Annotated in this window: 24 protein-coding genes and 1 pseudogene; 11 read left to right on the top strand and 14 right to left on the bottom strand. The window is 71.6% G+C overall.

What is annotated here, in order from left to right; genetic code table 11:
* Together ACIRC0_RS10840 and ACIRC0_RS10835 are read left to right on the top strand one after the other, a co-directional pair.
* Positions 1-731: pseudogene (locus ACIRC0_RS10840) on the top strand (DEAD/DEAH box helicase); the annotation flags it as partial.
* Between the two features lie 99 nt (positions 732-830).
* Positions 831-1,700, top strand: coding sequence for an alpha/beta fold hydrolase (locus ACIRC0_RS10835; protein WP_403614082.1), 870 nt, complete (start codon positions 831-833; stop codon positions 1,698-1,700).
* A 29-nt stretch (positions 1,701-1,729) separates the two neighbouring features.
* Here the strand turns inward: ACIRC0_RS10835 and ACIRC0_RS10830 are convergent, their stop codons facing one another.
* Positions 1,730-2,626, bottom strand: a complete 897-nt coding sequence (locus ACIRC0_RS10830; RefSeq protein WP_403614079.1) for an NYN domain-containing protein — start codon at positions 2,624-2,626, stop codon at positions 1,730-1,732.
* 248 nt (positions 2,627-2,874) lie between these two features.
* Between ACIRC0_RS10830 and ACIRC0_RS10825 the strand changes: the two genes are divergently transcribed.
* Positions 2,875-3,027: a hypothetical protein gene (locus tag ACIRC0_RS10825; protein ID WP_403614076.1), complete on the top strand. Its 153-nt coding sequence runs from the start codon at positions 2,875-2,877 to the stop codon at positions 3,025-3,027.
* A gap of 117 nt (positions 3,028-3,144) precedes the next feature.
* Here the strand turns inward: ACIRC0_RS10825 and ACIRC0_RS10820 are convergent, their stop codons facing one another.
* The 3 genes from ACIRC0_RS10820 to ACIRC0_RS10810 all read right to left on the bottom strand — a co-directional run bounded on the left by ACIRC0_RS10820 (position 3,145) and on the right by ACIRC0_RS10810 (position 5,545).
* Positions 3,145-3,750 carry a MarC family protein gene (locus ACIRC0_RS10820; protein WP_403614073.1) on the bottom strand — a complete coding sequence of 202 codons (606 nt, stop codon included), beginning with the start codon at positions 3,748-3,750 and terminating at the stop codon, positions 3,145-3,147.
* A gap of 159 nt (positions 3,751-3,909) precedes the next feature.
* Entirely contained in the window at positions 3,910-4,776 is an 867-nt protein-coding gene (locus tag ACIRC0_RS10815) for a PHP domain-containing protein (protein ID WP_403614070.1), read from the bottom strand.
* Between the two features lie 127 nt (positions 4,777-4,903).
* Positions 4,904-5,545 carry a DUF6758 family protein gene (locus ACIRC0_RS10810; RefSeq protein WP_403614067.1) on the bottom strand — a complete coding sequence of 214 codons (642 nt, stop codon included), beginning with the start codon at positions 5,543-5,545 and terminating at the stop codon, positions 4,904-4,906.
* Between the two features lie 174 nt (positions 5,546-5,719).
* On the opposite strand from ACIRC0_RS10810, the gene ACIRC0_RS10805 reads away from it, so the two are divergent.
* Entirely contained in the window at positions 5,720-7,123 is a 1,404-nt protein-coding gene (locus tag ACIRC0_RS10805) for an MFS transporter (protein ID WP_403614065.1), read from the top strand.
* On the opposite strand, the gene ACIRC0_RS10800 is transcribed toward ACIRC0_RS10805, so the two are convergent.
* Positions 7,054-7,638 carry a suppressor of fused domain protein gene (locus ACIRC0_RS10800; protein WP_403614063.1) on the bottom strand — a complete coding sequence of 195 codons (585 nt, stop codon included), beginning with the start codon at positions 7,636-7,638 and terminating at the stop codon, positions 7,054-7,056. The two genes, ACIRC0_RS10805 and ACIRC0_RS10800, sit on opposite strands and share 70 nt — an antisense overlap.
* Before the next feature lie 542 nt (positions 7,639-8,180).
* Here ACIRC0_RS10800 and ACIRC0_RS10795 point away from each other — a divergent pair.
* Complete coding sequence (locus tag ACIRC0_RS10795) at positions 8,181-9,296, top strand: magnesium and cobalt transport protein CorA (protein ID WP_403614061.1); 1,116 nt, start codon at positions 8,181-8,183, stop codon at positions 9,294-9,296.
* A 23-nt stretch (positions 9,297-9,319) separates the two neighbouring features.
* The gene (locus ACIRC0_RS10790; protein WP_403614058.1) at positions 9,320-9,829 is read left to right on the top strand and encodes a hypothetical protein; all 510 of its coding nucleotides are present in this window, start codon (positions 9,320-9,322) and stop codon (positions 9,827-9,829) included.
* Positions 9,830-9,939: 110 nt separating this feature from the next.
* Here the strand turns inward: ACIRC0_RS10790 and ACIRC0_RS10785 are convergent, their stop codons facing one another.
* Positions 9,940-10,695, bottom strand: coding sequence for a hypothetical protein (locus tag ACIRC0_RS10785; protein WP_403614054.1), 756 nt, complete (start codon positions 10,693-10,695; stop codon positions 9,940-9,942).
* Between the two features lie 174 nt (positions 10,696-10,869).
* Here ACIRC0_RS10785 and ACIRC0_RS10780 point away from each other — a divergent pair, with 174 nt between their 5' ends.
* From ACIRC0_RS10780 to ACIRC0_RS10770, 3 genes are read left to right on the top strand one after another with little or no spacing between them, the layout of a single operon-like run.
* On the top strand, positions 10,870-12,150 hold the full coding sequence (locus tag ACIRC0_RS10780; protein ID WP_403614051.1) for a magnesium transporter MgtE N-terminal domain-containing protein: 1,281 nt from the start codon (positions 10,870-10,872) through the stop codon (positions 12,148-12,150).
* Entirely contained in the window at positions 12,140-12,715 is a 576-nt protein-coding gene (locus ACIRC0_RS10775; RefSeq protein WP_403614049.1) for a DUF1003 domain-containing protein, read from the top strand. Before ACIRC0_RS10780 ends, ACIRC0_RS10775 begins: the two co-directional genes overlap by 11 nt.
* A gap of 42 nt (positions 12,716-12,757) precedes the next feature.
* Positions 12,758-13,891 carry an Mrp/NBP35 family ATP-binding protein gene (locus tag ACIRC0_RS10770; RefSeq protein ID WP_403614046.1) on the top strand — a complete coding sequence of 378 codons (1,134 nt, stop codon included), beginning with the start codon at positions 12,758-12,760 and terminating at the stop codon, positions 13,889-13,891.
* A 90-nt stretch (positions 13,892-13,981) separates the two neighbouring features.
* Here ACIRC0_RS10770 and ACIRC0_RS10765 read toward each other — a convergent pair whose 3' ends face one another.
* The 5 genes from ACIRC0_RS10765 to sigE all read right to left on the bottom strand — a co-directional run bounded on the left by ACIRC0_RS10765 (position 13,982) and on the right by sigE (position 19,287).
* Complete coding sequence (locus ACIRC0_RS10765) at positions 13,982-14,641, bottom strand: hypothetical protein (protein WP_403614043.1); 660 nt, start codon at positions 14,639-14,641, stop codon at positions 13,982-13,984.
* A gap of 234 nt (positions 14,642-14,875) precedes the next feature.
* A complete protein-coding gene (locus ACIRC0_RS10760) occupies positions 14,876-15,322 on the bottom strand; it encodes a sec-independent translocase (RefSeq protein ID WP_403614041.1) in 447 nt (148 codons plus the stop codon).
* Between the two features lie 198 nt (positions 15,323-15,520).
* A complete protein-coding gene (locus ACIRC0_RS10755; protein WP_403614038.1) occupies positions 15,521-17,482 on the bottom strand; it encodes a trypsin-like peptidase domain-containing protein in 1,962 nt (653 codons plus the stop codon).
* 114 nt (positions 17,483-17,596) lie between these two features.
* A complete protein-coding gene (locus tag ACIRC0_RS10750) occupies positions 17,597-18,589 on the bottom strand; it encodes a zf-HC2 domain-containing protein (protein WP_403614036.1) in 993 nt (330 codons plus the stop codon).
* The gene (gene sigE / locus ACIRC0_RS10745) at positions 18,586-19,287 is read right to left on the bottom strand and encodes an RNA polymerase sigma factor SigE (protein WP_403614033.1); all 702 of its coding nucleotides are present in this window, start codon (positions 19,285-19,287) and stop codon (positions 18,586-18,588) included. The genes ACIRC0_RS10750 and sigE overlap by 4 nt, the downstream gene beginning before the upstream one ends.
* A gap of 225 nt (positions 19,288-19,512) precedes the next feature.
* On the opposite strand from sigE, the gene ACIRC0_RS10740 reads away from it, so the two are divergent.
* On the top strand, positions 19,513-20,211 hold the full coding sequence (locus tag ACIRC0_RS10740; RefSeq protein WP_403614714.1) for an O-methyltransferase: 699 nt from the start codon (positions 19,513-19,515) through the stop codon (positions 20,209-20,211).
* A gap of 126 nt (positions 20,212-20,337) precedes the next feature.
* Here the strand turns inward: ACIRC0_RS10740 and ACIRC0_RS10735 are convergent, their stop codons facing one another.
* Positions 20,338-20,505, bottom strand: coding sequence for a DUF3117 domain-containing protein (locus ACIRC0_RS10735; protein WP_003966491.1), 168 nt, complete (start codon positions 20,503-20,505; stop codon positions 20,338-20,340).
* Between the two features lie 372 nt (positions 20,506-20,877).
* Here ACIRC0_RS10735 and ACIRC0_RS10730 point away from each other — a divergent pair, with 372 nt between their 5' ends.
* On the top strand, positions 20,878-21,681 hold the full coding sequence (locus ACIRC0_RS10730; protein ID WP_403614030.1) for an enoyl-CoA hydratase/isomerase family protein: 804 nt from the start codon (positions 20,878-20,880) through the stop codon (positions 21,679-21,681).
* 46 nt (positions 21,682-21,727) lie between these two features.
* Here ACIRC0_RS10730 and ACIRC0_RS10725 read toward each other — a convergent pair whose 3' ends face one another.
* Complete coding sequence (locus tag ACIRC0_RS10725; protein ID WP_403614027.1) at positions 21,728-22,309, bottom strand: DNA-3-methyladenine glycosylase I; 582 nt, start codon at positions 22,307-22,309, stop codon at positions 21,728-21,730.
* Positions 22,306-22,653 (bottom strand): DivIVA domain-containing protein, encoded by a 348-nt coding sequence (locus ACIRC0_RS10720; RefSeq protein WP_403614025.1) that lies wholly within the window; start codon positions 22,651-22,653, stop codon positions 22,306-22,308. Before ACIRC0_RS10720 ends, ACIRC0_RS10725 begins: the two co-directional genes overlap by 4 nt.
* Positions 22,654-22,686: the final 33 nt, after the last annotated feature.

Below are 22,686 nucleotides of genomic sequence, written 5' to 3'. Positions count from 1 at the left end.
CCGTGGACACCGCCGAAGCCACGGAGGCCAAGCCCCGCCGCCGCACCCGCAAGACCACGGAAGCGGCACCCGTCACCGACACCGCCACCGAGGCCGCCGAGGCGACCGAGGTCAAGCCGCGTCGGCGCACCCGCAAGACCGCCGAGACGGCTCCGGCCGCCGACGCCGCGAGCAAGGCCGCGGAGGCCGTGGACACCGCCGAAGCCACGGAGGCCAAGCCCCGCCGCCGCACCCGCAAGACCACGGAAGCGGCACCCGTCACCGACACCGCCACCGAGGCCGCTGAGGCGACCGAGGTCAAGCCGCGCCGCCGCACCCGCAAGACCGCCGAGGCGGTCCCGGCCGCCGAGACGGTCGAGGGCGCGGCGGCACAGGCTGAGGCTCCGGCCAAGCCGCGGCGTACCCGCAAGGCCGCCGAGGCGGCTGTCGACACCGTCGAAGCCGTCGAGGCCAAGCCTCGCCGCCGTACCCGTAAGACCGCCGAGGCCGCCGCGGAGGCTGCCGTGGACGGTGCGGAGGTCGCTGCCGAGGTCACGCCCCGGCGCCGTACCCGCAAGGCCGCCGAGCCCGCGATTCCCGCGCAGGCCGCCGAGGAGCCAGAGGCCAAGCCCCGGCGCCGTACGCGGAAGGCCGTCGCGGCGGAGGCGGAGATCCCGGCGCAGGCGGACGACGCCGCGGAGGCCAAGCCGCGACGGCGCACGCGCAAGGTCGCGGAGCCCGTGGAGGGCTGACACCTCGCGGTAGGCCACGGCACTGGTCATCGATGGCCCGCACCTGTCACACACAGGGGCGGGCCATCGGTGTTCTCTCCGCCCGGTACCCTCACCCCCATGAGCCGTCCCCCCAGCTTCACCCAGCCCCCCGGCGTCCGTGCGCGTCGGCTCGCCACCGAGCGGGGGGAGTTCGCCGTGCTCGAGGCCGACGCGGCGACGGCGCGGGTGAAGGGGACCGCCCTGCTGCTGCCCGGTTTCACCGGCAGCAAGGAGGACTTCCTCCTCCTGCAGCCGCTTCTCGCGGCAGCCGGATACCGGACCGTCGCCGTCGACGGGCGAGGGCAGTACGAGTCCCCCGGACCGAAGGACGACGAGGCACCGTACGCGCAGGCCGAGCTGGCACGGGACGTGATCGCGCAGGCGCACGCCGTCGGCGCGCCGGTGCATCTGCTCGGGCACTCTCTCGGCGGGCACATCGCCCGGGCCGCCGTCCTCCTCGACCCCTCCCCGTTCGTCTCGCTCACCCTGATGGCCTCCGGCCCCGCCCAGATCTCCCTCCCCCAGCAGCAGCGCGTCAAGCTGCTGCACGACGCCCTCGCCGTCCTGGACATGGCCGGGGTCTGGGACGCCATCCAGGCCTTCGAACCGCCGGAGGACATCGACGCCGGAGACCTCGACGAGGGGCTCTCCGACGGGGAGGACCTGCGCCGCCGCTGGCTCCGAAACAGCCCCGCCCAGCTCCTCGCCACGGGCCGGCAACTGTGCGAGGAACCCGACCGCGTGGCCGAACTCGCCGCCGTAGGCCTGCCCGTACACGTCCTGTCCGGCGACCGCGACGACACCTGGCCCGTCCCGCTGCTGGACGACATGGCGCACCGCCTCGGCGCTCACCGCACCGTGGTCCCGCACGCGGAACACTCCCCCAACACCGACCAGCCGGAGGGGACGGCCGGCGCCCTCGCCGCCTTCTGGGACCGGCTCGTCTGAGACCTCGGGACTTCCCCGTCCAGTACCGCCTAGTACTGCGCCTGCAGGTGCTCCCAGAAGCCGTCCCGCAGGGCGCGGCGCAGGTCCGCCTGGCCGCGCAGCGAGTACTGCAGCAGACCCTCCGCCTCTACCAGCAGATCCTGATCGATGGAGCCGGGCAGGTACGGGTGGCCGGGCAGCAGGTCCGCCAGCGAGTCCCGGCCGCGCTCGGCGAGCCACTTGGCGGCGATCTGCGCGCCCACGAAGCGGACGTCGTCGCGAGTGGGGCGGGCCGTGGAGGAGGGCTCGTAGGTCGCGGCCGTGCGGCGGCTCACATACGGCTTGAAGAAGTCGAGCTCGAGTGTGCGCTGGCTGTCGACCTCCCACAGCAGCGGTTCCGCCTGGTTGCGGCCCTCGGGCGCCTCGATGCCCCACAGGTGCACCCGGGCCCCGTACCCCTGCGCCGCCTCCACCGCCGACACCAGGTCCTCGTCGCCGCCGATGAGCGCCGCGTCGCTGATCGCGCGGTGCCGGGCCAGTGACTCGAGGTCGGTCCGGATGAGGGAGTCGACGCCCTTCTGCTGGTTGTTGGCGTTGAGATTGCCGAGCCGTACCTTCACGTCCGGGAGTTCGGCGATGGACTGTTGTTCGGCGGTGTGGATGCGGCGTCTGGCGCCGTCGTACCAGTACACGCGCAGCAACCGGCTGTCCGCGAAGACCTGGCGCGCCTTGTCGATGAAGGCGTCGATCAGACCCTCGGCGTCCAGGTCGAAGGCCCGGCGGTCCTCGGTGCCGGCGACGAGCCGTCCAGCGGCGGCGTACAGGTAGCCGGCGTCGACGAAGATCGCATGAGTCGAAGGCGTCTTCGCCACCTCGGCGAGCATGCGCTGGAGCAGCTCGTTCGTTCGGTCGATGCGGGCGCCGAGCGCCGCCAGGTCGTCGTTCATATGCCTCCATTCTCCCGGCGGTCACGCTGCGAACACAACTGATCCCGATCAGTGCGCCATGAACACAAACCGGCCGTCGACTCGATCGATTACCAGTCAGTAATTAGAGACTCGAAAAATTTCCTTAGCGTAGGGAATGTTTGTAACAAGCATCCCGTTGACTACTCACGGGAGAGGGGCACAGACGCTCCGCGCTCCGCACGCCAGTAGTTCTCCGCAGGAGGATGACCAGACGAAGGGAGAAGCCCATGCGCTTCGAAATCATGCGACTCGACGATGTCGACGGTACCCCCGTGGACTCCACCGTCGTGGACGCCGCCTCCGTCAACCAGATCGTTCAGCAGGCCGCGGCCATCGGGCAGCGGCTGTGGATCCGCCCGGCCGAGACGACCACCTCGTAACGGCATCGACGACACACACTGCGTATACGACCTGCGTATACACGTAGACGACTTCGGAGCCCCGTACGGCATCGCGCCGTACGGGGCTCCGCGCGTTACGGACCCGGACCGGGGCGGTCAGGTTCCGTGGATGACCCGGGTGACACCGTTGATGATCTGCTGCACGGCGATCGCGGAGAGCATCATGCCCGCGAGCCGGGTCACGAGGACCACTCCCCCGTCCTTGATGACGCGGATGATCAGCAGTGAGTAGCGCATGACCAGCCAGAGCACGATGTGGATAGCGAGGATCGCCGTCCACACCGACACCTGGGTGCTCACGCTGTCCGCCTTCTGCACCGCGAGGATCACCGAGACGATCGCCCCCGGTCCGGCCAGCAGCGGCATGCCGAGCGGCACCAGTGCCACGTTGACGTCCTTTGTCTGCTTCGGCTCGTCCGTCTTGCCGGTCAGCAGGTCGAGGGCGATCAGCAGGAGCAGCAGCCCGCCCGCGATCATCAGCGCGGGCACGGAGACATGCAGGTAGTTCAGGATCTGGTGGCCGAGCACACCGAACACGGCGATGACGCCGCCGGCCACGCAGACGGCCTGGAAGGCCATGCGCTTCTGCACCTTGGCGGGGCGGCCGGCGGTGAGCGCGAGGAAGATCGGGGTGATCCCGGGGGGATCCATGATCACGAAGAGGGTCAGGAAGAGGGAACCGAAGACGGCGACGTCGAACATGGGTGCCTTGCGATGAGGTACGGACGAGCAACGAGCATGCGGCGGCGGGCGTCCTGCGGCCGCCGGGTGCCGTCGCCGCGCGCGGAGGCGTGCGACGGCTGGACACGGCGGCGGGCGCCGGGTGCCTTGAAAAGGACGAAGAGGGGAGCTACGGCAGGATCAGGCGTTGCGGGGTCCGCCGGTGCCCGGGACGGGGAACGCGCCGGTGGCCCGCCGGATGATCTCCCCGTACACCTCCGGGTCGGTGGTGTACTCGCCGAGCACGCACGTCTTGCGGCTGCCGTGGTAGTCGGAGGAGCCGGTGACCAGCAGGTCCAGCTCGGCGGCGAGGCCGCGCAGCCGGGCCCGGGTCGCCGGGTCGTGGTCCATGTGGTCGACCTCGATGCCGTCGAGCCCTGCGGCGGCGAGGTCCGCGATGGCGGACTCCGGCACGGTCCGTCCGCGCTTGGAGGCGGCCGGGTGCGCGAAGACGGTCACTCCGCCCGCGGCCTTGACCAGCCGGATCGCCTCGAAGGGGTCGGTCTCGTGCTTCTGCACGTACGCGCGCCCGCCATCGGCCAGCCACTCGGGCGTGAACGCGTCCGAGACGCTGCCGACGACGCCGAGTTCCACCAGGGCAGAGGCGATGTGCGGCCGTCCGACCGAGCCGTCACCGGCGATGCGGGCCACCTGCTCCCAGGTGACCGGCACACCCAGCTCCCGCAGCTTGGCGATCATGGCGTGGGCGCGCGGCACGCGGTCGTCCCGCACCAGCTCGCGCTCGGCGAGCAGGTCGGGCTCCTCGGGGTCGAAGAGGTAGGCCAGCATGTGCATGCTGATGCCCTCGTACCGGCAGGAGAGTTCGGCGCCCGTGACGAGGGTCAGCCCCGCGGGCAGCGCCTCGATCGCCTCCGCGTGACCGCGGGTGGTGTCGTGGTCGGTGAGCGCGACGACGTCCAGTCCGGCGGCAGCGGCGTTCCGCACCAGCTCGGCCGGGGTGTCCGTACCGTCGGAGGCGGTGGAGTGGGTGTGCAGGTCGATGCGCACGACACGTACTCCAGGCGGTGACGGGACGGAAGGGGACGCTCAAGGATAACGGCAGTTCCGGCGCCCCTGTCACACCCGCACAGCGGCTGCGCCCCCTACGGCGTCCCGCACCCTGCGGTGGCTCGTGTCACGGCTCGAGCAGGCGCGGCGACAAAGCCCCGATCGGCAGGAGATCGACCTCCGCGCCCGCGTCCCGCAGATCCGTCAGGACCAGCTCGTCGTACATCAGCAGGCCCGACTGTTCCGGCCAGACGACCGCCCACAGCCACAGTCCGCGCGCCTCGCCCGCGAAGACCGCGCGGTCGCCGGGGACGCCCGAGACATGCCACAGCGGCGTGGGGCGGCCGACGGCGAGCACCTTGGCCTGAGGCGGCTTCTCCACGTTCATGTACGGACCCGGGTCCGGCCCGTCGATGCCCGCGTACCGCGCGCCGAGCCCGACCCCCAGTTCCTCCGCGACCAGGATCAGCTCGCCCATGCCGCCGAGCGGCCCCGGACCCGAGCAGGCCACGGCAGTGGCACGGCCCCCACTGCGGTCGTCACCCGCGTAGGCCACACCCGTGAAGAGCCAGCCGACCGGCAGCGGCCACGGCATCCACACCGGCACACGGGCGCGGTGCACCACGACGCTGAGGGCCTCGACGCTGGGCGGGATCACGGGCTGCAGCGGATGCACGGTGCCGTGCACATCGCACTGCCAGGAGTCGGCAAAGAGTCCGGGAGCCCTGACCCGGCCACCGCACTTCGGGCAACTGGGTTCGCCCCTCATAGGCCCCCACGGTCCTCCCCGTGCCGCGTCGCGTCAAGGACGATCACCCGTCCGGCGTGTACCCCTTACGCCCGCTTCACCTGCGCCAATTAGATGGCAATTGCACTAATTAGAGCTCCTAACTTAATATGTGCATACACCAACTACCTGGATCCACGACTCTGCGAGGAGACCATGAAGAGCGCCACAGGAGGAGAACCCGCCACAGCAGCCGACGCGGACCCGTTCGACGCGGGGGCCGGCGGCATCCTGCGGCAGCCGAAGGCCGTGTGGGCGACCGCCGGAGCGTCCGTCGTCGCGTTCATGGGCATCGGACTCGTCGACCCGATCCTGCCGTCCATCGCCAAGGGCCTACAGGCGACACCCAGCCAGGTCTCCCTGCTGTTCACCTCGTACTTCCTGATCACCGCCATGGCGATGCTGGTCACCGGCTTCGTCTCCAGCCGCATCGGCGGCCGCAAGACCCTGCTGCTCGGCCTCGCCTTCGTCGTGGTCTTCGCGGGCCTCGCCGGCACCTCGGGCTCGGTCGCCCAGCTCGTCGGATTCCGGGCCGGCTGGGGCCTTGGGAACGCGCTCTTCGTCTCCACGGCCCTCGCCGTGATCGTCGGCGCGGCGGCCGGAGGCAGCGCCGCGGCCATCCTGCTGTACGAGTCCGCGCTCGGCCTCGGCATGGCGTGCGGCCCGCTGCTGGGCGCGCTGCTCGGGAACGTCAGCTGGCGCTACCCGTTCTTCGGCACGGCCACGCTGATGGCGATCGGCTTCCTGTGCATCACGGCGTTCCTGAAGGAGCAGCCGAGGCCCGCGCGGAAGACCTCACTGCTGGACCCGATCAAGGCGCTCGGCCACGGCGGCCTCGCCTCCGCGGCGGTCTCGGCGTTCTTCTACAACTACACGTTCTTCACCGTGCTGGCCTTCACGCCCTTCGTGCTGAACATGACGCCGTACAAATCGGGTGCCGTGTTCTTCGCCTGGGGTGTGCTGCTCGCCGTCTTCTCGGTGATCGTGGCGCCGCGCATGCAGGAGCGCTTCGGCTCGCTGAAGGTGCTCGGCGGTTCGCTGGTGCTGCTCGCGGCGGACGTGGCCGTGCTCGGCTACGGCGACCACACCACCGCGATCGTCTGCACGATCGTTTCCGGCGCGTTCATCGGCGTGAACAACACGGTCTACACCGAGCTGGCCCTCGGCGTCTCGGACGCGCCGCGCCCGGTGGCGAGCGCCGGCTACAACTTCGTGCGGTGGTTCGCGGCGGCTGCCGCGCCCTATTTCGCGCCGAAGATCGAGGAGTGGAGCGACATCCACATGCCGTTCGTGGCGGGGGCGCTCACGGCGCTTCTCGGCGCGGTCGTGGTCCTCGTACGACGCAGGGCGCTCACGCTGCCCCGAGCTCTCGACTCCGATCGAGCCGGGGGGACGCCCATGGCCAAGAAGCTCGAGACGCGGCACGCGACCGAGGACGGTGTCACGGTCTTTGCCAGGCGGGCGTTGGTGAGCTTGCTCACCCCCGGCCTTCAGTCCAGCGGGACGGACCTGCGGGAGGGATCCCTCAGGTCCGTCCCGTTCGTCAGCCAGCGTTCCTGAAGGGCCTGTGCGCCGTGCACCCGCTTCCAGGCGGCCTCGTTCGGGGTCATCGGCAGCAGCGGCAGGAACCGTACGGGATCCAGTGGCTCGTCGAGTTCCAGATCGTCGACCAGGCCACCGGGCTCGGCCACCAGGACGGAGGTGAACGGGGCGCCTGGCCACAGCGGTTCGCCCACCTCCAGCGAGGCGCCGGGGGCCACGACCACGCCCTCGACCTGCGGGGACGCGGCGAGTACGGCGAGCGGGCGGAGCACCTTGTCGGTGTCGGCGAGGCCGCCGCGCACGGAGAGGACCAACTCGGCGCGGGGTCCCTTGACGGGGTCGGCGAGCATCGCGGTGGGGTCCGCCATGGGCTGTGCGGACATGCCTAGGGTGGCGTAGCGGACGATGTCGCCCTCGTGGAAGCGGAGCACCTCGATGCGGTCCGTGCCGAGGAAGGTGACCGCCGCGCGCGCGTCCGGTTCGCCCAGCGCGGTCCGCAACCGGGCCTCGACCAGAGGAAGAACATCAACCATGCGGCGAGCATAGAACTCGTCAGCACCGGGCAAAGCGGCGCCTTGACACTTCTGTCGGCTGATACTCTTGGCCGGTGGTTTCGGGCAGCACGCAGTAGGGGTACCTCCCAAGCCCTCACGGCACTGGGGAAGTCCTGTCAGGCCCGGCACCCATGAGACTCCCCTAAGGGGGCACCCTCTAATCAGGGTATGGATCGTCCCTCACCAGGGACCGGCCGGAGGAGGTGGGGCTGTCATGGATCGAAGTCGACCGTGCAGTACCACCCGCTCTTCCAGCCGCTGACGCAGCTGTTCTGACTCCCGTCGGCTGTCACCTCTCGCATCTCGCGTTCGCGTCGCCACGGAAGAGCACTTCGTTTCGCTTTGCCTGATCTGTCTGATCTCAGTCAGTAGCTGAATCAGCAGCGAAGCCCGCCACCGCGACGGTGCGGTGCTCCCCGCTTTGTGGACGTGCCAAACCTCCGCAGCCAGGACGTCCCCATTCCGGGTAGTTCCACCCGTTTTCCGTGGCCTTTCGCTGCTCGTTGCGAAGGAGCCCTGCCATGTCGATGATCCGTGACCTGCGCGCCGTGGTCCGCCCGTCCCGCACCTCCCCGCGGAAGGACAACGGCGCGTACGACACCACGCGTGACCCCGCGACCCCGTCCGCCGTCGTCGACTGCGCCGTCTACCGCGACGGCGTCCGCGTCCGGACGCAAGTGCCGCTCTCCCCGCACGAGGCGATGCGGCTGGTACGGCGCGACGGAGGGTTCGTGTGGATCGGGCTGCACGAGCCGACCGAGGCCGAATTCGCCGGTATCGCCCGCGAGTTCGGGCTGCACCCGCTGGCCGTCGAGGACGCGGTGCAGGCGCACCAGCGGCCCAAGCTGGAGCGGTACGACGACTCCCTCTTCACCGTCTTCAAGACCGTCCACTACGTCGACCACGACCAGCTGACCGCCAACAGCGAGGTCGTCGAGACCGGTGAGGTCATGTGCTTCACCGGGCGGGACTTCTTCATCACGGTCCGGCACGGCGGGAAGGGCTCGCTCAGGACGCTGCGGCACCGGCTGCAGGACGAGCCCGAACTGCTCTCCAAGGGCCCCTCCGCGGTGCTGCACGCGATCGCCGACCACGTCGTCGACGGGTACATCGCGGTGGCGGACGCGCTGCAGGACGACATCGACGAGGTGGAGACCGAGGTCTTCTCGCCGGGCCGCAAGGGCACGCCGCGAGGCACGGACGCCGGCCGGATCTACCAACTCAAGCGCGAGGTCCTGGAGTTCAAGCGGGCGGTGGCGCCGCTGCTGCGGCCGATGCAGCTGCTGAGCGAGCGGCCGATGCGGCTGATCGACCCGGACATCCAGAAGTACTTCCGCGACGTCGCCGACCACCTCGCCCGCGTCAACGAGCAGGTGCTGGGCTTCGACGAACTGCTGAACTCGATCCTCCAGGCCAACCTGGCGCAGGCGTCCGTCGCCCAGAACGAGGACATGCGGAAGATCACCGCGTGGGCGGCGATCATCGCCGTGCCGACGATGGTGTGCGGGGTGTACGGCATGAACTTCACGTACATGCCCGAGCTGCACTGGAAGTACGGCTACCCGGCGATCATGGGCATCACGGTGGGCATCTGCGTGGGCATCCACCGCATGCTGAAGCGGAACGGATGGCTGTGACGGGCCCGACTAGGCTGGGCGGCATGACAAGCGAGCTGCTCGAGAGGGCCCTGGTCGAGGAGGCCACGAAGAAGTCCGGGCTGATCTGGGTCCAGGGCGCGGCGCCGGCCGCGGCCGCGCGTGCGTTGTGGCACGTGTGGTACGAGGGCGCGGCGTGCGTGGTGGGCGACGGACCCGGCGAGCAGCCGCTGCCCGGTCTGGTCGACGGCGGGGACGCGGTCGTGACGGTGCGCAGCAAGGACAAGGGCGGCCGGATCGTCACCTGGCCCGCGAGGGTAGTGGAGTTGGCGCCGGGGTCCCCCGAGTGGGAGGGCGCGGTCGCGGAGCTGAAGGGCAAGCGGCTGAACGCGTCCGACGGGGAGGAGATGCCGGAGCGGTGGCGCCGGGAGTGCCGGGTGCTCCGCCTGGAGCCGCGGGGCACGACGGTGCCGCTGCCGTCCGACTCCCAGGCCGCCCGCCCGGTCCCGACCTCGGCCACGACCCGCCGCCCGATCCCGGCGGCGCTGCCGCGGCTGCTGCGGCGCAAGCGCTGAAGAGCACTCCTGCCCCCGCTCGGCCCCGTGGCCGGGAACTCGGCTGGACGGCGCCCGGCGCCGCAGGCTGTGCCCACTGTCCACCGGCGGCTGTCCGCAGCGGTGGGTGGCTAGGAGGACGGCAGTTGCTTCCCGTAGTCCACGGTCTGGTCCTTCGGGGGCTCCGCCAAGGAGAAGTCCTTCCCCCATTCCGACAAGCGGAGCGTCCCCGCGTTGCCGGCGCGGACCAGGAGCAGGGGATACGGGCTTCCCTCCAGGGAGACGTCCAGGCTGCCGCCTGCGCCCTTGTCGCCGGTGATGCGGATCGTGCGGACGCCGTTCTGCTCGTGGTGGCCGTCGGTCGCCAGCGCGCCGTGCAGCGTGAGGAGCCCGTCCAGCAGGACGTCCTTGTCGGTGAAGCCGCTGAAGCGCTGGTAGGCCGGGTCTTCCGTCGGCACCTTCACGTACTTCCCGTCCAGCTTGCCCGCCGCGGCCGCCGAGCCCCCGCCGCCCTCCGAGCCGTCCTGCTGGTCCCAGAACGCCGCGTCCGCCTTCAGGAACAGGTGCTTGCCGACCCGCAGCAGCCGGAACGTTCCGTTCTTCGAAGTGACCGACCCGCTGCCGCCCTCCCCCTTCAGCCGCATGTCCAGTGTGTAGCTGCCGCCGTTGCTGACGACGGTGCCGGACAGGTGGACCGACGACGCCGACTTGGCCGCCGTACGCGTCCGGCTCTGGATGTTGTCGGCGGGCAGTCTGCCGACCCCGTTGGTCCCGGCGTCCGGGTCGCCACCGCCGCATCCCGCGAGTCCCGCCCCCGTCACGACCAGCGCGCACATCGCGCGCACCAGCGCGGCCCTGCGGGTACGGCCCTGGGGAATGGCGGTCACAGGCGGGGCTACCTCTCATGCGGGAGTCCTCATCGGCGTACCGCAGAGTACCGGTGCCCGAGAGGCCTTCCGGAGCCGGTCCATCCGCACCCCCCGCCAGGGCGCGGCGCACCGGGACGGGCTAGCCTGAAGCCCACGCGAGCGGACAAAACAGCAGGAAAAGGAGGCGCGGGCATGGCCGCGGGCGCCCCTCGGATCTTCGTCTCACACCTGGCCGGAGTCGCCGTCTTCGACCCCACCGGCGACCAGGTGGGGCGCGTGCGCGACCTGGTCGTCATGTTGCGGGTGGGCCGTCGCCCCCCGCGGCTGCTGGGCCTGGTCGTCGAACTCGCCACCCGCCGCCGTATCTTCCTGCCCATGACCCGGGTGACCGGCATCGAGTCCGGTCAGGTCATCACCACCGGCGTCCTCAACGTGCGCCGCTTCGAGCAGCGGCCCACCGAGCGGCTCGTCTTCGGGGAGCTGCTCGACCGGCACGTCACCCTCGTCGAGACGGGCGAGGAGGTCACCGTCCTCGACCTGTCCGTGCAGCAGCTGCCGGCCCGCCGGGACTGGGAGATCGACCGGGTCTTCGTGCGCAAGGGGAGGAGCGGCACGTTCCGGCGCAGCAAGGGCGAGACGCTGACGGTGGAGTGGTCGGCGGTCACCGGGTTCTCCCTGGAGGAGCACGGGCAGGGCGCCGAGAGCCTGCTGGCCACCTTCGAACAACTCAGGCCCGCCGACCTCGCCAACGTCCTGCACCACCTGTCCCCCAAGCGCCGCGCGGAGGTCGCCGCCGCCCTCGACGACGACCGGCTCGCCGACGTGCTCGAAGAGCTCCCCGAGGACGACCAGATCGAGATCCTCGGCAAACTGAAGGAGGAGCGCGCCGCGGACGTCCTGGAGGCGATGGACCCGGACGACGCCGCCGACCTGCTCGCCGAGCTGCCGGAGGAGGAGAAGGAGCGGCTGCTGAGCCTGATGCAGCCCGCCGACGCGGCGGACATGCGCCGTCTGATGGCGTACGAGGAGAAGACCGCGGGCGGCCTGATGACCACCGAGCCGATCGTGCTGCGGCCCGACGCCACCGTCGCCGACGCGCTCGCCCGGGTCCGCAACCCCGACCTGTCCCCCGCGCTCGCCGCGCAGGTGTACGTCTGCCGTCCGCCGGACGAGACACCCACGGGCAAGTACCTGGGGACCGTGCACTTCCAGCGGCTGCTGCGGGATCCGCCGTACACGCTGGTCAGCTCGCTGGTCGACGACGACCTGCAGGCGCTCGCCCCCGACGCGCCGCTGCCCGTGGTGGCCGGGTTCTTCGCGGCCTACGACATGGTCGCGGCGCCCGTCGTCGACGAGTCCGGCTCGCTGCTAGGCGCGGTGACCGTGGACGACGTACTGGACCACATGCTCCCCGACGACTGGCGCGAAACGGAGTTCCACCTGGACGAGGAGGGGGTCAGCGATGACGCCTGACCGCGAGAAGTTCCCCTCCGGCGCGACCGCCGCCACCCGGCGCCTCCGGCTCGACCAGCCGCAGCCACGGCGCGTCCGCCTGGTGCCGGAGTGGGACCCGGAGGCCTTCGGGCGCCTGTCGGAGCGCATCGCGCGCTTCCTTGGCACCGGGCGGTTCATCGTCTGGATGACCGCCGTCATCATCGTGTGGCTGGGCTGGAACATCACCGCCCCGGCTCACCTGCGCTGGGACCCGTATCCGTTCATCTTCCTGACGCTGGTGCTGTCGCTGCAGGCCTCCTACGCCGCCCCGCTGATCCTGCTCGCGCAGAACCGCCAGGACGACCGCGACCGGGTGAACCTGGAGCAGGACCGCAAGCAGAACGAGCGGTCGATCGCGGACACCGAGTACCTGACCCGCGAGATCGCGGCGCTGCGCTCGGGTCTCGGCGAGGTCGCCACCCGGGACTGGATACGCTCCGAACTCCAGGACCTGATGAAAGAACTGGAGGACCGGCGGCGCTCCGACGGGCATGTCGTATTCCCGGCGGAACGGGCGCGCGGACGTGACGTAGACGACCGCTGACGGGCTTACCCTGGCCACCGCGGCGCGCCGTACCATCTCCTTATGGCTACGGAAGACGCGGTGCGCGAAGCGCTGGCGACGGTGAACGACCCCGAGATCCATCGACCCATCACCGAGCTGGGGATGGTCAAATCGGTGGAGATCGGCGCGGACGGAGCGGTCGCGGTCACCGTGTACCTGACGGTCTCCGGCTGCCCGATGCGCGACACGATCACGCAGCGCGTGACCGAGGCCGTCTCGCGCGTGGAGGGCGTCACCCGCGTCGACGTCACGCTCGACGTGATGAGCGACGAGCAGCGCCGCGAGCTGGCGACCGCGCTGCGCGGCGGCCAGGCCGAGCGCGAGGTCCCCTTCGCCAAGCCGGGCTCGCTCACCCGGGTGTACGCGGTGGCCTCCGGCAAGGGCGGCGTCGGCAAGTCCTCGGTGACGGTGAACCTGGCGGCGGCGATGGCCGCCGACGGCCTGAAGGTCGGTGTCGTGGACGCCGACATCTACGGCCACAGCGTGCCGCGCATGCTGGGCGCGGACGGGCGCCCCACCCAGGTCGAGAACATGATCATGCCGCCGTCCGCGAACGGCGTGAAGGTCATCTCGATCGGCATGTTCACCCCGGGCAACGCCCCGGTCGTCTGGCGCGGCCCGATGCTGCACCGCGCGCTCCAGCAGTTCCTCGCGGACGTGTACTGGGGCGACCTGGACGTGCTGCTGCTCGACCTGCCGCCCGGCACCGGCGACATCGCCATCTCCGTGGCCCAGCTGGTCCCGAACGCCGAGATCCTGGTCGTGACGACCCCGCAGCAGGCTGCCGCCGAGGTGGCCGAGCGGGCGGGTTCGATCGCCGTGCAGACGCACCAGAAGATCGTGGGCGTGGTCGAGAACATGTCCGGCCTGCCCTGCCCGCACTGCGGGGAGATGGTCGACGTCTTCGGCACGGGCGGCGGCCAGCTGGTCGCCGACGGCCTCACCCGCACGACGGGTACGACGGTCCCGGTCCTCGGCAACATCCCCATCGACGTCCGCCTGCGCGAGGGCGGCGACGAGGGCAAGCCGGTGGTCCTCACCGACCCGGACTCCCCGGCGGGCTCGGCCCTGCGCGCGATCGCGGGCAAGCTCGGGGGACGGCAGCGGGGCCTGGCGGGGATGTCGCTGGGGATCACGCCGAGGAACAAGTTCTAGTCCCGGGGCCCGTACGACGAGGGAGCGCCGTCGGTGTGACGGCGCCCCCTCGTCGTACGCCCGGCCGGGCGCCGCAGCGTCGTACATCCGCTAAGCGGCGTAAGCGGTGATGTCCTTGATCACGGCGAAGCCCAGACCGTACGCGCTCATGCCTCTGCCGTACGCCCCGAGATGCACCCCGGCGTCCGTCGCCCCCGCGAGCACCCAGCCGAACTCGGACTCCCGGTAGTGGAACGGCGTCGGCACCCCGTCCACCGGCAGGGACAGCGTCGACCACGCGGGCCCGGTCAGGTCGTCCGCGAGGACCCAGGCAGTCTCGGTCTGCTGGTCCAGCCAGTCGTCCCGCAGGGTGTGGTCCATCTGGCCCGGCCAGGTGAACGACAGCAGCCCCACGCCCGCCAGCCACGCCGCGGACGAGACCGATGTGGCCTCCAGCACGCCGGTGCCGTCCGGGCTGCGCCGTACGGGGTTCTCGGCGACGGTGACCACGACGGCGAACTTCTCCTTGTCCTCCGTGGCCTCGTTGCGCACGGACGGCTCGTCCCCGTGTCCGATGGACCCGTGTTCCACGGTCCCGTCGGCCGCGGTGCCCACCTGCATCAGCCAGCGCGGCCCCGTGAACGCCTCGTCGAGGCCGTACCACGGGAAGGGTGCCCGGAGATAGCCGTCGATCGTGCGGCGGGCGGAGGGGAGCTGTGGTCCGCCCTCCGCGGCCGACGCCTGCGCGTCCACCCGACTCGTCGTCTCCATCTGCCCGGACGCCTCCTCGCTCTCGTCGGACCCGAGCGGCCCGCCCCCCACGGGCGTCCTCGCTCCCAAACGGTCCGCACAACAACTGGGCAGCATAGCCACAGCGCTCCGAACAGCAGGGAAACGCCCGGCGCGTACCACCCCCGCGCGGCGCAATACGGCCGTACGCACGCCGATGGGCGTATGGCCTGCGTCACGTCAGGCGGGCGCCGGGCCGGGCGTGGCGCGCAGGGGTCAGGTGGCGTCCGCGTCGAAGGGCGGGCGCTCGTCGGGGTCGGTGCTCGTGGGCTTCTTCGTCATGTCGACGGTGCCGCCGGTGGGGCCGGAGGACGCCTGCGAGGAGGTGGACGAGTCGGACTCGCGGCTGTGGACCGCGTCCGTGACCTCGGCCATCTCCTTCTTCAGGTCGAAGCCGTTGCGGATCTCCTTCAGCCCCAGGTCGTCGTTCTCCAGCTGCTTGCGGATGAACGTCTTGGGGTTGAGGTCCTCGAACTCGAAGTCCTTGAACTCCGGACCCAGTTCGTTGCGGATGTCCTGCTTGGCGCTCTCCGAGAACTCGCGGATCTTGCGGATCGTGCGCGCGACGTCCTGGATCATCTTGGGGAGCTTGTCCGGACCGAAGACGAGCACGGCGATGACCACGATCGTGACCAGCTCGAGCGGTCCTATGTCATTGAACACCTGAAGCTCCTTGCGATGTCCTCGGTCCTCGGCCCTCGGTGGTCTGTGCGGGTCTTCCGTGGTCCGGGCCGGGTCCACGGTACCCGGCGTTCCTGCCGTACCGGTACTGTCCCGGCACGCCGGCCGCGTGTGCACGGCGGGTTTTCCGGGTTGTTTGCCTTGTCGGGCGGGTTCCGTCCCGCCGTTGCGGGGTTCGCGTCAGCTGCCGTCCGCCGAGCCGAGGACGAGCGTGATCCTCCGTTCGGAGCCGCCGCGGACCACGGTCAGCTCCAGGCGGTCGCCGGGGCGGTGGGCGCGGGTCCTGATGATCAGCTCCTCCCCGGAGTGGACGCGCACGCCGTCGACCTCCGTGATGACGTCGCCGGGTTTGATGCCGGCCTTGTCGCCCGCACCGCCCCGGGTGACGGCGGGGCCTCCACCGGTGCTCTTGGCGCCGACCCGGGCGCCGTCTCCCGTGTAGTTCATGTCGAGCGTGACACCGATCACCGGGTGGGTGGCCTTACCGGTGTTGATCAGCTCCTCGGCGACGCGCTTGGCCTGGTTGACGGGGATGGCGAAGCCGAGCCCGATGGAACCGGCCTGGCCGTTCTGGTCGGATCCGCTGCCGGCCGAACGGATGGCGGAGTTGATGCCGACGACACGGCCCCTGCCGTCGAGGAGGGGGCCGCCGGAGTTGCCGGGGTTGATCGGGGCGTCGGTCTGCAGGGCGTCGACGTACGACACGTCGCTGCCGTCGCCCTTCTCGCCGCCGGCGGTGATGGGCCGTTCCTTGGCGCTGATGATGCCGGAGGTGACGGTGCCGGCGAGGTCGAACGGCGCGCCGATGGCGACGACGGGGTCACCGACCTCGACGTTGTCGGAGTTGCCGAGGGGCAGGGGGGTCAGGCCGTGGACGCCGGTGACCTTGACGACGGCGAGGTCGTAGCCGGTGTCACGGCCGACGACGGTGGCCCTGGCGCTCTGGCCGCCGTTGAACGTCACCGTTATCTCGCCACCGGCTGCCGCGGGTTGGACGACGTGGTTGTTGGTGAGGATGTGTCCGCGCCCGTCGAGGACGAAGCCGGTGCCGGTGCCCTCCTCAGAGGTGCCCTTGACGTGCAGGGTGACGACGCTGGGCAGCGCCCGTGCGGCGATCCCGGCGACGCTGTCCGGGGCGCGCCCCGCGGGCTCCTTCCCGGCCTGCGGCAGCCGCACCTCCCCGATGCCGCCGTCCCGCTCCCACGCGGCGCCGACGACACCGCCGACCCCTCCGGACACGAGCGCGATCAGCACGCCGGCGAGAACGAGCGCCTTCCGGCCGCGCGCCCGCCGGTGCTCCGTGCCGCGCAGCGCGGCACCGTTGTGCTGGAAGGGGGCCCGGGGCGCCCACGGGTCGTAGTTCTGCCAGGGGGAAGGGGACGAGGGGGCGCCGCTCGGGTCGGTGGGGCCACCCGGCACCGGGGCGGTGGGCGGGACCGGTCCGGTGGGCGCCGCCGACATCGCGGTCGGCGTCGCCATCGCGGTCGCGCCGGGCACGGGCGCGCCGGGCACGGGCGCGCCGGGCACGGGCGCGCCCGGAGGCGTGGGCGTGCTCTGCGGGGCGGCACCGTGCGGGGACGTCACCGCCGGGTGCTGGACCGGTGGGGCGGGCGCCCAGGGGCCCGGTTCGCCGTAGGGCGGGGTGCTGTAGGGGTCGGGATCGTGAAGGGCCTGGGCGCGACCGTCGAGGGCGTCGGGCGCGTCGCCGCCCTGCCGAGGGCCGATGTGCCCGGCAGAACCTTCCTGCGCCGGGCCCACGGCGGCCGGGCGCTCCAGCTCGAAATCGCCGTCGCCGCCGGCCGTCGCGGGCTTGGCGAGGACGTCGGCCCCGTCCCCCGTTCCCGCCGCAGCCGGGCGCTCCAGCTCGAAATCGCCGTCGCCGCCGGCCGTCGCGGGCTTCGCGAGGACGTCGGCCCCGTCCCCCGTTCCCGCCGCAGCCGGGCGCTCCAGCTCGAAGTCGCCCTCGGCGTCGGCCTCACCGCGGGTGCGTGCCCCGGCAGGGGCGGGCAGCTCGAAGTCGCCGCCGGACTCTCCGCCCGGCGCCGTACCGCCGTTCGTCGACCCCTCGGCGTCGTGCGCCGCTCCGGACTCGCTCGCCCCCTGCTCCGGTCCCCCGGTAGGGACCGGCTTCCCCTCGTTCATGGTCTCCCTACACCCGCCGGCGGCACCTGGTGCCGCGGATTCCGCGCCCGGGCCGCTTGCGCGGGCGCGGGCACCATGGATTCAACCAGGTTCCCCGCGCGGCCGCGCAGCCGCTCAGTGGCCGGTGTTGGAGGAGGGCGAGGGTGTGGCGGACGTGGACGGCACCGGGCGGGCCAGCAGGCCGGGAGCCGTCGGCCGGGGGGCCGTCGGCAGCGCGAAGGGTCCGGTCTCGGTGAGCGGGCGTATGAGAGGGGACATCGCCGCCGCCCCGGCCACCACAGGAGCGGTCAGCGCGCGGATCTCCGAGACGTCCTGGACGCCGGGAGCGGGCACTCCGGGAAGCAACGGCGCCGAGGACTGCGTGGGCGCGACGGGCGTCCGGTCCAGCGCGCGCTGCTCGAGCAGCGCTCCGGTGGATCGCCGGCGCTGCGTCTCGGGCGACGTGACACCGCCTGTCCCCGGTGAGCGCATCGGGGTCACATTGCTCCCGGCCCCGGAACCGCCGCGCGCCTCCACTCCGGTGTCACCGCCCACGCCGGACACGCCGCCGAGCGCCAGCGCGGCCAGCGAGACGGCGCCGGCGGCGACGAACGCGAAACGCCGCCCACGGGACGCCGGCCGCTCGCTCTCCTGCCGGCCGACGGGATGGATACGGAAGCCGCCGTCCTCCGGGAGGACACGGTCCCCGCGGAGGGCGCGGCTGTCGGAGGGCGACAGCGCCGCGGCGTGCGGGCCCGAGGGGACGTAGCCGAAGGGCTCACCCCTCACTCCGAAGACGCCGGGCCGCGCGGGCAGCCCGGTGCTGCTCTGGAGTCTTCTGCCGAAACCTCCCCCGCCGAGCGGCGTGCCACCGCCGTCGACGTCACCTCCCGTGGGCAGGCCCTGGAGGCGGGCCAGGAAGCTCTCGGAGGGTGGCGGCGGGGCCGCCTCGGCGAAGACGTTCTTCAGCCGGCGCTGGGCGTCGGCCTCGGCCTTGCACTTCGCGCACGTGGCCAGATGGGCCAGCACGCGCTCGCGCATCTCATGACCGAGCTCTCCGTCCACCAGGGCGGAAAGGCGGTCTCCCAGGTGCTGCTCTGCCGGTGTGGGGCGACGGGATCCACTCACGCGGTCGCGCCCCCTCCCCCCAGCGCGGGCACCCGGGGCACGAAGGAGCGGCGCTCGGCCGCGCGGGACTGAGGCGCCCGGTGCGCGAGCGCCTTGCGCAGCTGCGAGCGGCCGCGGTGGATCCGGGAGCGCACCGTGCCGAGCTTGACGCCCAGGGTCGCGGCGATCTCCTCGTAGGACAGCCCTTCGATGTCGCACAGGACCACGGCCGCTCGGAACTCGGGCGCGAGCGTGTCCAGCGCCTGCTGGACGTCCGCGTCGAAGTGCGCGTCGTGCAGGACCTGCTGCGGCGTCGGCTCACGGCTCGCCAGTCGCTCCGCCGCGTCCTCGCCGAGCGCGTCGAAGCGGATGCGCTGCTTGCGGCGGACCATGTCCAGGAAGAGGTTCGTGGTGATGCGGTGCAGCCAGCCCTCGAACGTGCCGGGCGTGTACGTCGACAGGGAGCGGAATACCCGTACGAAGACCTCCTGGGTGAGGTCCTCGGCGTCGTGCTGGTTCCCGGTCAGGCGATACGCCAGCCGGTAGACCCGGCCGCTGTGAGTGCTGACGATCTCCTCCCAGGTGGGCGGAGTCCACGCCTGCGCGTCCGCGTCGGTGGCGAAGGTCGCGATCTGCGCGGTGTCGGCAGCGTGGTGGGTGTCAGCGATGTCAGTCACGGATTTCGGCTCACCCGATGACCTGAGAAGGAGCCGTAGCACCCCTCCCCGATCCGCAGGCGCAGCCGCACCTCCCCTGTCGGCTCTGGTGGTGTCCAGTGGAGCCCCTACCATAGCCACCTCGCCCGTTAGCTCCGGATAAGCGGTTTTACGGGAATTTGATGCCCGCTGATACGGCTGCGTCAGCACTTGCTCGGCACCCACGTCCACGCGTCTGTCCCGGTCCTTCCCCGCGCCCTCTTCCCACTCTCCTCAACGCCCGGTCCCATCTGCGGGTTCCCGCCGTCAACGGATACAGTCACGCCCAAGCAATCACGGGGACAGGAGAGGGTCATTACCGGCAACCGGCAGACGAGCTGGGCGTTCGCCGACGCCTATGTCGCCGAGGACGACGCGCTGCGCTGGGCCCGGGAACGGGCCCGTGAAGCAGGGCTGCGCTCGGTGTCGCCCGGCACGGGCGCCGCGCTGCGCATGCTCGCCGCCACCGTGGACGCCAAGGCGGTGGCGGAGATCGGGACGGGATGCGGTGTCTCCGGGATCCACCTGCTGCACGGCATGCGGCCGGACGGCGTGCTGACCACGGTGGATCCGGAACCGGAGCACCAGCAGTTCGCCCGCCAGGCCTTCCGCGCCTCCGGCTTCGCCAGCAACCGGGCCCGCTTCATCCCGGGCCGCGCCCTGGACGTCCTGCCGCGGCTCGCGGACGCCGGCTACGACCTCGTCTTCTGCGACGGCGACCGGCTCGAGGTGCTCGAATACCTTGCCGAATCGTTGCGTCTGCTGCGTCCCGGCGGGCTCGTCGTCTTCGAGGGCGCCTTCGCCAACGGCCGCACGGTCGACTCGGGGCCGCAGCCCACCGAGGTGCTGCGGCTGCGGGAGCTGCTGCGCACGGTGCGCGAGAGCCCCGACCTCGTGCCCTCGCTGCTCCCGGTCGGGGACGGACTGCTGTGCGCGGTCAGGCGGTGAGCACGGCATGGAGGGCGGGGTGGGTGGGCCGTCCGGGTCGAAGCACCCCCGGGAAGCCCCCCTGGAAAAAGCGGTCCCCGGCACCGCGTACGATGCCGGGGCAGCTGAAATCCGGGGTCTGCCGCGTCAGCCGACGACCTTCTTGAGGGCGTCGCCGAGCGCGTCGGCCTCGTCCGGGGTCAGCTCGACGACGAGCCGACCGCCGCCTTCGAGCGGAACGCGCATGACGATGCCCCGCCCCTCCTTGGTCACCTCGAGCGGGCCGTCGCCCGTCCGCGGCTTCATGGCCGCCATGCTCGTTCCCCTTCCTGAAACCAGCTCATCGTCAGCCGACGGCCCCTTGAAGGGCACGCGATCCTTCACAGGACACGCGACACCGGCATCGAACACATTGCTTCCAGGCCATTATCCCGCATCTCATGACCCGATGACCAACATCAGTCGGCATCGCTTGGGCAACACGCGCGAGCAAAACCACTCAATTCGGCGATGTGACTGTGATACTTCGCCCTCGCACGGACATCCGCCGACCTGATCCCCGCGGGAATTCTTTGACGCAGGTCACACGTACGGTCCGTTCCGCGGACGGTGATCTCGGCCATGCTGTCCTTCGGACGCGGGCGTACCGGCCGGTACGCCCGAGGCGCGACACCGGAGGGGACCACCATGGCCGACACCGTGCTCTACGAGGTGAGCGACGGACTCGCGACGATCACGCTGAACCGTCCCGAGGCGATGAACGCGCTGAACATCGCGACCAAGGTCGCCCTTCGGGACGCGGTGCGGTCCGCGGCGGACGACGGCTCCGTACGCGCGATCCTGCTCACCGCCGCCGGGGACCGGGCGTTCTGCGTGGGGCAGGACCTCAAGGAGCACATCGGGCTGCTGGCCGCCGACCGGGAGACCGGCTCGGGCCGGACGATGAGCACGGTCCGGGAGCACTACAACCCGATCGTCCGGGCGCTGGCGGGCGCGCCCAAGCCGGTGGTGGCCGCGGTGAACGGCGTCGCGGCCGGAGCCGGCTTCGGTTTCGCGCTGGCCGCGGACTACCGGATCGTGTCGGGCACCGCGTCCTTCAACACGTCGTTCGCGGGGGTCGCGCTGACGGCCGATTCGGGCGTCTCCTGGACGCTGCCCCGCGTGGTCGGTCCCGGGCGCGCGGCCGACCTGCTGCTCTTCCCGCGGAGCATCGGCGCCCAGGAGGCGTTGGAGCTGGGCATCGCGAACCGGGTCGTCCCCGCGGACGAGCTGCGGACCGAGGCGGAGAAGGTGGCCGTGGCGCTCGCCGAGGGGCCGACCGTGGCGTACGCGGCGATCAAGGAGGCGGTGGCCTACGGGCTGACCCACTCCTTGGAGGAGACCCTGGAGAAGGAGGACGCGCTCCAGACACGGGCGGGCTCGTCCGACGACCACGCGATCGCGGTGGAGGCGTTCGTGAACAAGGAGAGGCCGAAGTACCTGGGCCGGTAGGTCCGCGGCTGATGGCCGTGCGCCGCCCCCGGTCGATCGGCGGGAGTCAGTCGCCGCGGGCGGCGCAGTCCGCCAGGTGGTCGTTCACCAGGCCGCAGGCCTGCATCAGCGCGTACGCCGTGGTCGGGCCGACGAAGCGTATGCCGCGCTTCTTCAGGGCCCTGGAGAGCGCTGTCGACTCCTCTGTGACCGCGGGGACGTCGGCCAGGGTCGCCGGAGCCGGGCGGGATGCCCCGTCGGGGGCGTACGACCAGATCAGCTCGTCGAGCTCGCCCGGGGCCCACTCGGCAAGCACGCGCGCGTTGGCCAGCGTCGCCTCGATCTTGGCGCGGTTGCGGATGATGCCCGGGTCGGCGAGCAGACGCTCCTGGTCGGCGTCCGTGAACGCGGCCACCTTGGCGATCCGGAAGTCGGCGAAGGCGGCCCGGAAGCCCTCGCGGCGGCGAAGGATCGTGATCCACGACAGGCCCGACTGGAACGCCTCCAGGCACAGCCGCTCGTACAGCGCGTCGTCGCCGTGGACCGGGCGGCCCCACTCCTCGTCGTGGTACGCCACGTAGTCCTCGGTGGACAGTGCCCAGGGGCAGCGCAGCACGCCGTCGGGCCCCGCGATGGCCGCACCGCTCACCGGGGGTCTCCTTCGGTCCGCTCGTCCCCTGCCGGTCCGGCGGCGCGGGCGCCGGCGAGCGCGGTCTCCAGGTCGGCGATACGGGCGTCCCGCTCGGCGATCTCGGCGCCGAGGCGGCCCAGCGCGTCGTCCACGTCTGCCATGCGGTAGCCCCGGACGGCGAGCGGGAAGCGCAGGGCCTCCACGTCGTCGCGGCCGACGGGGCGGTCCGGCGGGAGCGGGTCGTCGAACCGCTCGGGGGCCGCCTCCGGCAGCGGGGTGCTCTCGCCGCCTCCCACCACGGCCAGTGTCACCGCGGCGACCACGACGGCGAGCGCGACGACCAGGAACAAGAACATGAGCATCACTTAAGTCCCCACGCTCGGTGCCGGCGCGCT

It is taken from the genome of Streptomyces sp. NPDC093984 (assembly GCF_044764595.1).
GTDB classification, from domain to species: domain Bacteria; phylum Actinomycetota; class Actinomycetes; order Streptomycetales; family Streptomycetaceae; genus Streptomyces; species Streptomyces cynarae.
The sequence above is the reverse complement of the archived record's forward strand: the minus strand, read 5'-3'. Positions and strand labels throughout refer to the sequence as shown.

Bases quoted from the DNA above. Each gene is read 5' to 3' on its own strand.
- ACIRC0_RS10835 (WP_403614082.1), top strand. From the start codon at position 831: ATGAGCCGTCCCCCCAGCTTCACCCAGCCCCCCGGCGTCCGTGCGCGT.
- ACIRC0_RS10830 (WP_403614079.1), bottom strand. From the start codon at position 2,626: ATGAACGACGACCTGGCGGCGCTCGGCGCCCGCATCGACCGAACGAAC.
- ACIRC0_RS10825 (WP_403614076.1), top strand. From the start codon at position 2,875: ATGCGCTTCGAAATCATGCGACTCGACGATGTCGACGGTACCCCCGTG.
- ACIRC0_RS10820 (WP_403614073.1), bottom strand. From the start codon at position 3,750: ATGTTCGACGTCGCCGTCTTCGGTTCCCTCTTCCTGACCCTCTTCGTG.
- ACIRC0_RS10810 (WP_403614067.1), bottom strand. From the start codon at position 5,545: ATGAGGGGCGAACCCAGTTGCCCGAAGTGCGGTGGCCGGGTCAGGGCT.
- ACIRC0_RS10805 (WP_403614065.1), top strand. From the start codon at position 5,720: ATGAAGAGCGCCACAGGAGGAGAACCCGCCACAGCAGCCGACGCGGAC.
- ACIRC0_RS10800 (WP_403614063.1), bottom strand. From the start codon at position 7,638: ATGGTTGATGTTCTTCCTCTGGTCGAGGCCCGGTTGCGGACCGCGCTG.
- ACIRC0_RS10795 (WP_403614061.1), top strand. From the start codon at position 8,181: ATGTCGATGATCCGTGACCTGCGCGCCGTGGTCCGCCCGTCCCGCACC.
- ACIRC0_RS10790 (WP_403614058.1), top strand. From the start codon at position 9,320: ATGACAAGCGAGCTGCTCGAGAGGGCCCTGGTCGAGGAGGCCACGAAG.
- ACIRC0_RS10780 (WP_403614051.1), top strand. From the start codon at position 10,870: ATGGCCGCGGGCGCCCCTCGGATCTTCGTCTCACACCTGGCCGGAGTC.
- ACIRC0_RS10775 (WP_403614049.1), top strand. From the start codon at position 12,140: ATGACGCCTGACCGCGAGAAGTTCCCCTCCGGCGCGACCGCCGCCACC.
- ACIRC0_RS10770 (WP_403614046.1), top strand. From the start codon at position 12,758: ATGGCTACGGAAGACGCGGTGCGCGAAGCGCTGGCGACGGTGAACGAC.
- ACIRC0_RS10765 (WP_403614043.1), bottom strand. From the start codon at position 14,641: ATGGAGACGACGAGTCGGGTGGACGCGCAGGCGTCGGCCGCGGAGGGC.
- ACIRC0_RS10755 (WP_403614038.1), bottom strand. From the start codon at position 17,482: ATGAACGAGGGGAAGCCGGTCCCTACCGGGGGACCGGAGCAGGGGGCG.
- ACIRC0_RS10735 (WP_003966491.1), bottom strand. From the start codon at position 20,505: ATGGCGGCCATGAAGCCGCGGACGGGCGACGGCCCGCTCGAGGTGACC.
- ACIRC0_RS10730 (WP_403614030.1), top strand. From the start codon at position 20,878: ATGGCCGACACCGTGCTCTACGAGGTGAGCGACGGACTCGCGACGATC.
- ACIRC0_RS10720 (WP_403614025.1), bottom strand. From the start codon at position 22,653: ATGCTCATGTTCTTGTTCCTGGTCGTCGCGCTCGCCGTCGTGGTCGCC.